We start from the raw sequence: 7,734 nt of genomic DNA on the forward strand, positions 1-7,734 counted from the left end.
GTTCAGACCCCTCATTACACTTCAAAAAGTAAACTCTGACCACGCACAACGATAATACTCCGACTAGAGATAATGAAGCGATCGCGTCGCATTTAGAAGCTACTTAATTTTTTCTAATTCTCTAAAACTGATGAACGCCTCTGCCACTGTTTTTAATGTTTGCTGTACTACCTGTGAATACAGCAGTTTGGAATTTTCATTTTCCTTTCCTAACGAACAAAGTTTGGCATAGCTAACAGATTTTTGATTTTCAAAATATTCTTGTCTACTTTGATATGTACCCACATTAAATAAACTATTGCTGAATTTAGCTAATTCAGTTATTATATTTATTGTCCTTTTTTCGGGATGCCAAACATCTTTTTGTGTTGCTATCAACATGATGTTATTGATGACTTTACTAAGAATTATTATCTAATCATTATTTACAATAAATCAACCTTTTTATTAATACTATATGACGGCAATTGCAAGTACCCTGGTGCATTTCATCCCACCCCTAAAGGACGCAAGACCATAAAATCTTTTTGGGATTTTATGGTCTTACTGGTGGGCTTTCATGCTTTCCGCTATATTCTGTAAATAACTATATAATGAAAAACTTTCAGGAGGAGCGGTAGTGAGCCTACAAACTCTCGTTGACCAAGCCACCATCCCCCCAGATTCAGGGTCTGTAGCATCTAGTCCTTTTGATACAGATAGCTTTAATGAAGCTGTCATGTCTACCTACGCTCGGTTTCCCTTAGCCCTAGAACGGGGTGCTGGATGCCGGGTTTGGGATACGCAGGGACGGGAATATCTGGACTTTGTAGCGGGAATTGCTACTTGTACTTTAGGACATGCCCACCCAGCGATGGTAGAAGCGGTAACACGCCAAATCCAAAAGCTGCATCACGTCTCTAATTTGTATTACATTCCTGAGCAAGGTGAATTGGCAAAATGGCTTGTCGATCATTCCTGTGCTGATCGCGTATTTTTCTGCAACTCTGGAGCTGAAGCTAACGAAGCCGCAATTAAACTGGCGCGGAAATACGCCCACACAGTATTAGACATTGAAAAACCGATTATTTTAACCGCTAATGCCAGTTTCCACGGGCGGACTTTGGCAACGATTACCGCCACAGCACAACCGAAGTATCAAAAGTACTTTGATCCCTTGGTTCCTGGATTCCACTACGTAAATTACAACGATATTAACGCTGTGGAAGTGGCGATTAGCGAGTTGGATGAAGGCGATTATCGGGTAGCGGCGATTCTGATCGAGCCATTACAAGGAGAAGGTGGTGTACGTCCGGGAGATGTTGCCTATTTCAAAAAGTTACGGCAAATTTGCGATGAAACTGGCATTTTGTTGATTTTCGACGAAGTGCAAGTTGGTATGGGGCGTAGTGGCAAATTATGGGCTTACGAACATCTCGGCGTTGAACCGGATATTTTCACTAGTGCTAAAGGCTTAGGTGGCGGTATCCCCATCGGTGCAATGATCAGCAAGAAATTCTGCGACGTTTTTCAACCAGGAGAACACGCCAGTACCTTTGGTGGGAATCCTTTTGTGTGTGGTGTAGCACTCAGTGTTTGCCAGACATTGGAACAGGAAAATATTTTGCAGAATGTGGAAGACAGGGGTGAACAGTTGCGATCTGGATTGAAGGCGATCGCAGCAAAATATCCTCAGCACGTTGGCGAAGTTCGGGGTTGGGGTTTAATCAACGGTTTGGAATTGCGAGCCGATATTCAAATAACCGCAGCAGATATCGTCAATGCTGCCATCAAAGAGGGCGTATTGCTAGTACCAGCCGGCCCAAAAGTAGTCCGGTTTGTACCACCGCTAATTATCACAGAGGCAGAAGTCAACACTGCCTTGGAAGCTGTGGATAAGGCGATCGCAACTCTCACAGCTTAAGTAATCAAAAAGCGAGGATAAGTCTTTATGTTTATCTCTCGCTTTTTCTTACTTTTAGATTAATTGTCACTAAAATTATTAGACCTGCCTTAAAAATAGGAACTGGGGACTAGGGATTGGGGACTGGGAAAAAGATATTTTCATTGTTCCTTGTGAGCGCCGCTCATGGAGTCTCTTGCAAAAGTCCTAAATGCGTAGGACAAGTAAGTAAGAGTTAATAGACTTGTTTTGTAACGTTTAGCGAATAGTCATTTTAAACTTATAGCCGTAGTCACATAAGTTAGGACAGTGTTGATCGCTCAAAGCCTTGACAAAACAAAACTGGGTTTTTATTCAGCACGGGCTAAACGCCCCGCTGACGCTAACAGCACTTAGCACTTTGCTATATATCTGAGACTAGTTGAACTTTTAGGTAATCGACTTGTCGATTTGGAGGTCTGTTAGAAACTCGATGAGCAATCTATTAACTTCGACTGGGCGTTCTTGCTGAATCCAATGACCAGCCTTTGGTAGCAATACCTTCTGCTTCAAGTTGGGCACGTTTTCCTCTAGGGTGTCGAATGCTTCACGGTACATTGTGATCACTAGATCTGCTTCTCCCGCCACAAACAATGTTGGCTGGCGCAGCTTTGCGCCGCTAAGAAAGGGTGTTAGTTCCCAGATTCTATCCATGTTTCGATACCAGTTCAACCCGCCCCGGAAACCAGTCCGCTCAAACTCAGATGTGAAAAAGTCGATATCCTGGTCTGTTAACCAAGCCGGAAGTTGCTCCGGTACGTAACTTGTGTCTATTGGCTTCTCCGACTTGTTAAATAGGAAGCGCCAGCGTTTTTCTGGTGGTGGATCTCCTGAGGCGGAGTAGAGAATTGCACGTATAGTAGCGCGAACATCAGACTCTAGTTCCGCCTCAGCTTTACCTGGTTCTTGAAAGTACAACTGATAGAACTCCTGCTCGCCTGCCATCAACTTCATTGCTTCTGTCGGTCGAATGTCTGACCAACTCCGGGGTGCATAGGGCACACTCAGCAGGGAGATAGCGTGGAAGATGTCTGGACGGAGTAGGGCACAATACCAGGCAACAGGCGCACCCCAATCGTGTCCAACAATGATTGCTTGCTCCTCACCCAGCCCATGAACCAGACCAACAATATCACCAACCAACTGGAAAATATGGTATGCCTCAATTGGTTCCGGTCTTGAGGTCTGTCCATAGCCGCGCTGGTCTGGTGCTACCGCGTGGAACCCAGCTTCAGCTAATGCCGATAACTGATGCCGCCAGGAGTACCAACATTCTGGGAAGCCGTGACACAAGATCACTAATGGACCTTGCCCCTGTTCGGCAATATGCATCTTGATACCGTTGGTTTCGATGAAACGGTGAGTTACTAAGGTCATATTTCCTCAATTCCTTTTTTAGGGTTGAAGCAGCTCTTTTCATGTTGGCAAATGAACTACAAAAGTTAAAAAGCCTGAGGCTGCCCTCACTGAAAACTAATTAATGGGGCTTATCATCAAAAGAGTAAAAAATTATTGCCAACGGTATCTTCTCTACCTCTTTCCAACACAGTCACCATTATCTAATACAAGGGGATTAGGGTGGAATACTTTCAGTAGACCGAAAAATTTGGAAAGTTGACGAAATAATAAGGGTTTCAGGCGATGATTTTGGGCTTTCCATACAACCAGAAGCGTAGACGCTGTATCGGCTTGTCGTAGACATCGCTGTATTCGTCCATCCAGAACAAAGGTACTTGAAAGGTAGACTAGAAGCTGATTGGAGCAGATGGTGTTCCCAAGAAGCCAAAACGAAGCGATCAGAAGGCTTCTGGAAAACTTTTCGCTCTATTGAATGTCATTAATAATTGGTCTTCCAAGTTGAGTTTTGCAGGTCGTACAGTATAAGTGTTTGTGGCGATCGCCTGAGCGCACAACCTCAAGCATCTGGTAGAAAGTCTCGCTTTGGCACTCTACACAGCCGTTTGAAATCTTCTTGTTTCAAGCTTTTTATATCATGTTCGTAGGTCATATAAGGCACCACACTTTTACCTACTTTTCTCATGTCACTGGGACTTTTGCAAAAGTTGTATTGATTTTTTTAGCTATGTATTTAGTATCCTTATCCCTGCGTTCTCTTCATTCTTGAGAAATTTCTCGATAAGCTTGCCGACACTGCTCATAATTGTCTGGCAAAATCTCGGCATTACCAAAACATAATTGCTCGTGTGTGGTAATTAAAGTTTCATAGGGCTGTATGGGAGTCACAGACGATCGCAGCAATTGCAGATATTCTCCATCTGTGCGGCTGAGTTTCTGGGGAGCGATCGCATTTTTATCCAACTGCTGCAACATTGCTAAATAAACACAACGGCAAGCCTCACGGTAATTACCTTGACGATAAAATTCTTGCGATCGCTCCAACAAAAGAGCTATCGATGACTCATTGGAGCGAGTTTTTACGCGAAAATCAGTGATATTGCCACTTCTATTTAGCCAAGAATAAACATAAGGGCTGAATTCTCGCCATAATCGCCAACCCACCCACGCTATAAATAATCCCAGTACCAGCCAAAACAGGAATTTCAGCAATTCACCTAGCCAGGGGCTAATTGACCATCCAGTAGGCAATTCGGGCAAAGCCTTTTCAAAGCGGTAAAACTGGTATTCCCACCATTCACCCGCTTGTTCTTGGAATTTAGAAAGCTGCCAACTCCAGCTAGTTTTTTCAAAAGTATCTGTAGGCATAAGGGGGAAGGGGGAGCGGGGAGTGGGGAAGAAGCAAGGGAGCAGGGAGCAGGGAGCAAGAAAGAGAGAGTTTTCTCCTCTGCCCCCCGCCCCTCTGCCTCTTTTCAATGCCCCATGACTATTGACTATTGACTGTTGACTCTTTTTTTATCACTATCGAGCCGATAACAATAAGTAGCGCACCGAATGCAAGAAATCCTAGATCCCAAACTAACTGATTTGGGCCTGGTTTCACATGATGGATACCGAGAATTTGGTGGTCAATTAAACCTTCAACGAAGTCAAACAACCCATTCCCAATCATTAGTGACCCAATAAAGGTCTGTGATGACCAAGGAACATCATCACGCCCTCCGGCACGCCATAGCAACACAAGTCCTACCACGGTGAATACCCAATCCAAGGCATGAAATAACCCATCCCATACCATGTTCAAATCTATATTCGCCGTGTTTGTCAGAGGTCGAATGCTACTGAGCATATGATGCCACTGGAGGAGCTGATGCAGTAAAATTCCATCAAGAAATCCTCCAAGACCCACACCAAGAAAAATTCCAGCAGTAATTAGTGGTGCGCGTTGGTTGGGGGTTTCACTTTTTGCCTCCATTGTCAACCTCATAGATAGGCTTTCTTACCAAAATACAACATCTTTTGGGAAAAAAATCTTCTATCTTGAGGCAAGTACGAGTGTTCAACTTAAATTAATAATTTACAAATTTAATCTGCATACCTGCTTTGGCTGGGTCGAAATCTTGGGGAAAATGGGTGCTGCGATCGTAGTCTGCTTTTTCTAGGTTCGCTCCTTTGAGATCGGCTTGGCGGAGATTTGCTGACATCAACAATGCTCCCCTAAGATCGGCATCCTTCAGATTAGCTTGATTAAGATCAGCAAAGCTCAGGTCAGTTCCCCTCAAATTTGCGCCACTCAGGTTAGCTTCACTCAAGTCAGCATAACTGAGGTCAGAACCTTTCAAGTTAATGCTCTGCAAATCAGCATTACCCAGTTCTGCTTTACTAAAGTCCCGTTTTCCTACTGCATAACTCTCCACAAGAGTAGCGGCACTATTTATGGGCTGTTGAGAATTGACTTCAAGCATATAACAGCCTCAGAGGTTATCTCGTTATTACATTTATACTAAGGATGAAAATTATCCCACTTCATCCTTTCTAAATGTAATACATGAGTTCCTTCTGCTTTCGCATTGACCTTCGTTCACAAAGGTCTTGGAGTGTATATTTTTCCAAAACGGAATTAGCAGCCTGACGTGCTTCTTGCCAAACTTCCTGAATTAGCTCACCTTCTACCGTGTTGGGAGTCGGTTCACAGGGAGAGACAACAATATCTGACCCTTCCATGCAGCTAAAAGCATCCAAAACTGTAATCTTTCCGGGATCTCGTGCCAAAACATAGCCACCTTTGGCTCCGCGTATACTCTTAATTAAACCTCCACGTCTTAATGTTGCCAGGAGTTGTTCTAAATAGCGGTTCGGGATGTCTTGCAATGCCGCTATCTCTCGAATTTGTAGGGCTTCACCGTTAGGGTAGCAGGTTGCTAACTCTAACAGGGCTAGAAGTGCATATTCTGATTTGTTAGAGATTACCACAGGCGCAATATTTTAAGCTCATATTTAAAGATACAAAGTTTTTGAGTTTGTTTCCCTAAGCTACTGCGAAGAAAAACTTTACAATCAACCTATTGTTGACCGGCTAACTCTACTTTAAAGACCTTTTAGCATACAAGCAATTATTTTTTTTTTTAAGTTCGATAAATAAAAGTGATTGATTAGAGTACAGTCTTCCTAAGAGAAAACTGACTTAAAAGCTTAGACTGTTTAGTTTTCAACAAAATTGCAGTGATTATTGCATGAATCAATGAGCTTTCACCCTAAATGCCTCTCTCAAGCTTGGGAGAGGGACTTTGAAATTTGAATATCAAATGGGAGCGCAGCAAAATTCTGAGTGCAAGCCGCTATACATGGAAATTTCTCGAAAATGGGAGAATGACTGTAAAGCTAGTTCCGGCACCGATCGCACTTTCGACTGTAATCTCGCCGCCGTGTAAATCTACAGCCTGCTTGACGATGGACATCCCTAATCCCATTCCTGGGATATTGGCTGTATTAGTAGCGCGATGGAAGGGTTCAAAGATGTGTTCAATGTCAGAAGGGGGAATGCCAATACCAGAGTCTTGAGTCTGAAATATAGCTTGCTCGTTGCTAGTGGTTACAGAAAACCTAACGGTACTACCAAGGGGAGAGTATTTTAGACAATTCGACAATAAATTACTCAAGATTTGCCGTAGTAGTTTGGCGTCTAAATTAGCCCTTGTACATTGGCACTCACTGCTAAAAACGATCGCATGTTGTGAGCGATCGCTCTGTTGTAATTCTTCTAATAAATCGCGGCAAAATTCTACTAAATTTATGGGTGTTGGATTAAACTCTAACTTGCCTGTTTCATCCTGACTCACCACCAATACATCATTCAATAACTGGGTTATATGCATCACTGATTTTTGAATGCGGCGCAGGTGGGTATGTTGTCGCTGTTCGCTCCAGAGGTGGCGATAATATTCTAGTAGTTCCGCAGAAGAGTGGATGGTAGCCAAAGGGGTGCGAAACTCATGGGAGGTGATGGTAAGCAAGCGGGATTTAAGTTCGCTAAACTGCCTTTCTTTGGCAAGCGCTTGTCGCATTGCCTCTTCTGCCCATTGCAGCTTGGCTTGGGTTCGCTTGCTTTCGCTAATATCGCGCAATAGCCAACGCAGACCAACTAACTCACTAGATTGATTACGGATAGCAACCACCTTAACCGCAGCCATAATAGGTGTTTTGTCACGCGGTCGTAGGTTTACTTCCCACTCTTGCATTTTCCAGTCTGGGAATTGAGCGCGATCGCGCAGATGATTTAGTTTCAAATGAAAAGCAATTATTTCTTTTTCAAGTACAAAAATCCCTATGGGTTTACCCAATAACGAACTTTTAGAAATGTTGAGCAGAGTGGTGGCGGCTGAGTTAGCTTCCTGAATTATCCCCCTAGCTATCTAATTGGTATACAAAGCAGGTAAGCTGAAAACTTGCATCTAGCA

General features: G+C 43.5%; 8 protein-coding genes. 1 reads left to right on the forward strand and 7 read right to left on the reverse strand.

Annotated features, from left to right (window positions below):
* Positions 1-99: 99 nt before the first annotated feature.
* Positions 100-381, reverse strand: coding sequence for a hypothetical protein (locus HWQ58_RS23825; RefSeq protein WP_292868031.1), 282 nt, complete (start codon positions 379-381; stop codon positions 100-102).
* A gap of 238 nt (positions 382-619) precedes the next feature.
* On the opposite strand from HWQ58_RS23825, the gene HWQ58_RS23830 reads away from it, so the two are divergent.
* The gene (locus HWQ58_RS23830; RefSeq protein ID WP_292868034.1) at positions 620-1,903 is read left to right on the forward strand and encodes an aspartate aminotransferase family protein; all 1,284 of its coding nucleotides are present in this window, start codon (positions 620-622) and stop codon (positions 1,901-1,903) included.
* A 408-nt stretch (positions 1,904-2,311) separates the two neighbouring features.
* Here the strand turns inward: HWQ58_RS23830 and HWQ58_RS23835 are convergent, their stop codons facing one another.
* The 6 genes from HWQ58_RS23835 to HWQ58_RS23860 all read right to left on the reverse strand — a co-directional run bounded on the left by HWQ58_RS23835 (position 2,312) and on the right by HWQ58_RS23860 (position 7,689).
* A complete protein-coding gene (locus HWQ58_RS23835) occupies positions 2,312-3,298 on the reverse strand; it encodes an alpha/beta hydrolase (protein WP_292868037.1) in 987 nt (328 codons plus the stop codon).
* Positions 3,299-4,036: 738 nt separating this feature from the next.
* Entirely contained in the window at positions 4,037-4,645 is a 609-nt protein-coding gene (locus HWQ58_RS23840) for a DUF4129 domain-containing protein (RefSeq protein ID WP_292868040.1), read from the reverse strand.
* A 118-nt stretch (positions 4,646-4,763) separates the two neighbouring features.
* Entirely contained in the window at positions 4,764-5,252 is a 489-nt protein-coding gene (locus HWQ58_RS23845) for a DUF2243 domain-containing protein (protein WP_292868043.1), read from the reverse strand.
* A gap of 94 nt (positions 5,253-5,346) precedes the next feature.
* On the reverse strand, positions 5,347-5,742 hold the full coding sequence (locus HWQ58_RS23850; protein ID WP_292868046.1) for a pentapeptide repeat-containing protein: 396 nt from the start codon (positions 5,740-5,742) through the stop codon (positions 5,347-5,349).
* A 70-nt stretch (positions 5,743-5,812) separates the two neighbouring features.
* The gene (locus tag HWQ58_RS23855; RefSeq protein ID WP_292868049.1) at positions 5,813-6,250 is read right to left on the reverse strand and encodes an Rrf2 family transcriptional regulator; all 438 of its coding nucleotides are present in this window, start codon (positions 6,248-6,250) and stop codon (positions 5,813-5,815) included.
* Between the two features lie 365 nt (positions 6,251-6,615).
* Positions 6,616-7,689: an ATP-binding protein gene (locus HWQ58_RS23860; RefSeq protein ID WP_366838515.1), complete on the reverse strand. Its 1,074-nt coding sequence runs from the start codon at positions 7,687-7,689 to the stop codon at positions 6,616-6,618.
* Positions 7,690-7,734 lie beyond the last annotated feature (45 nt).

This window comes from Nostoc sp. LPT (assembly GCF_017115165.1).
Lineage (GTDB): Bacteria > Cyanobacteriota > Cyanobacteriia > Cyanobacteriales > Nostocaceae > Nostoc.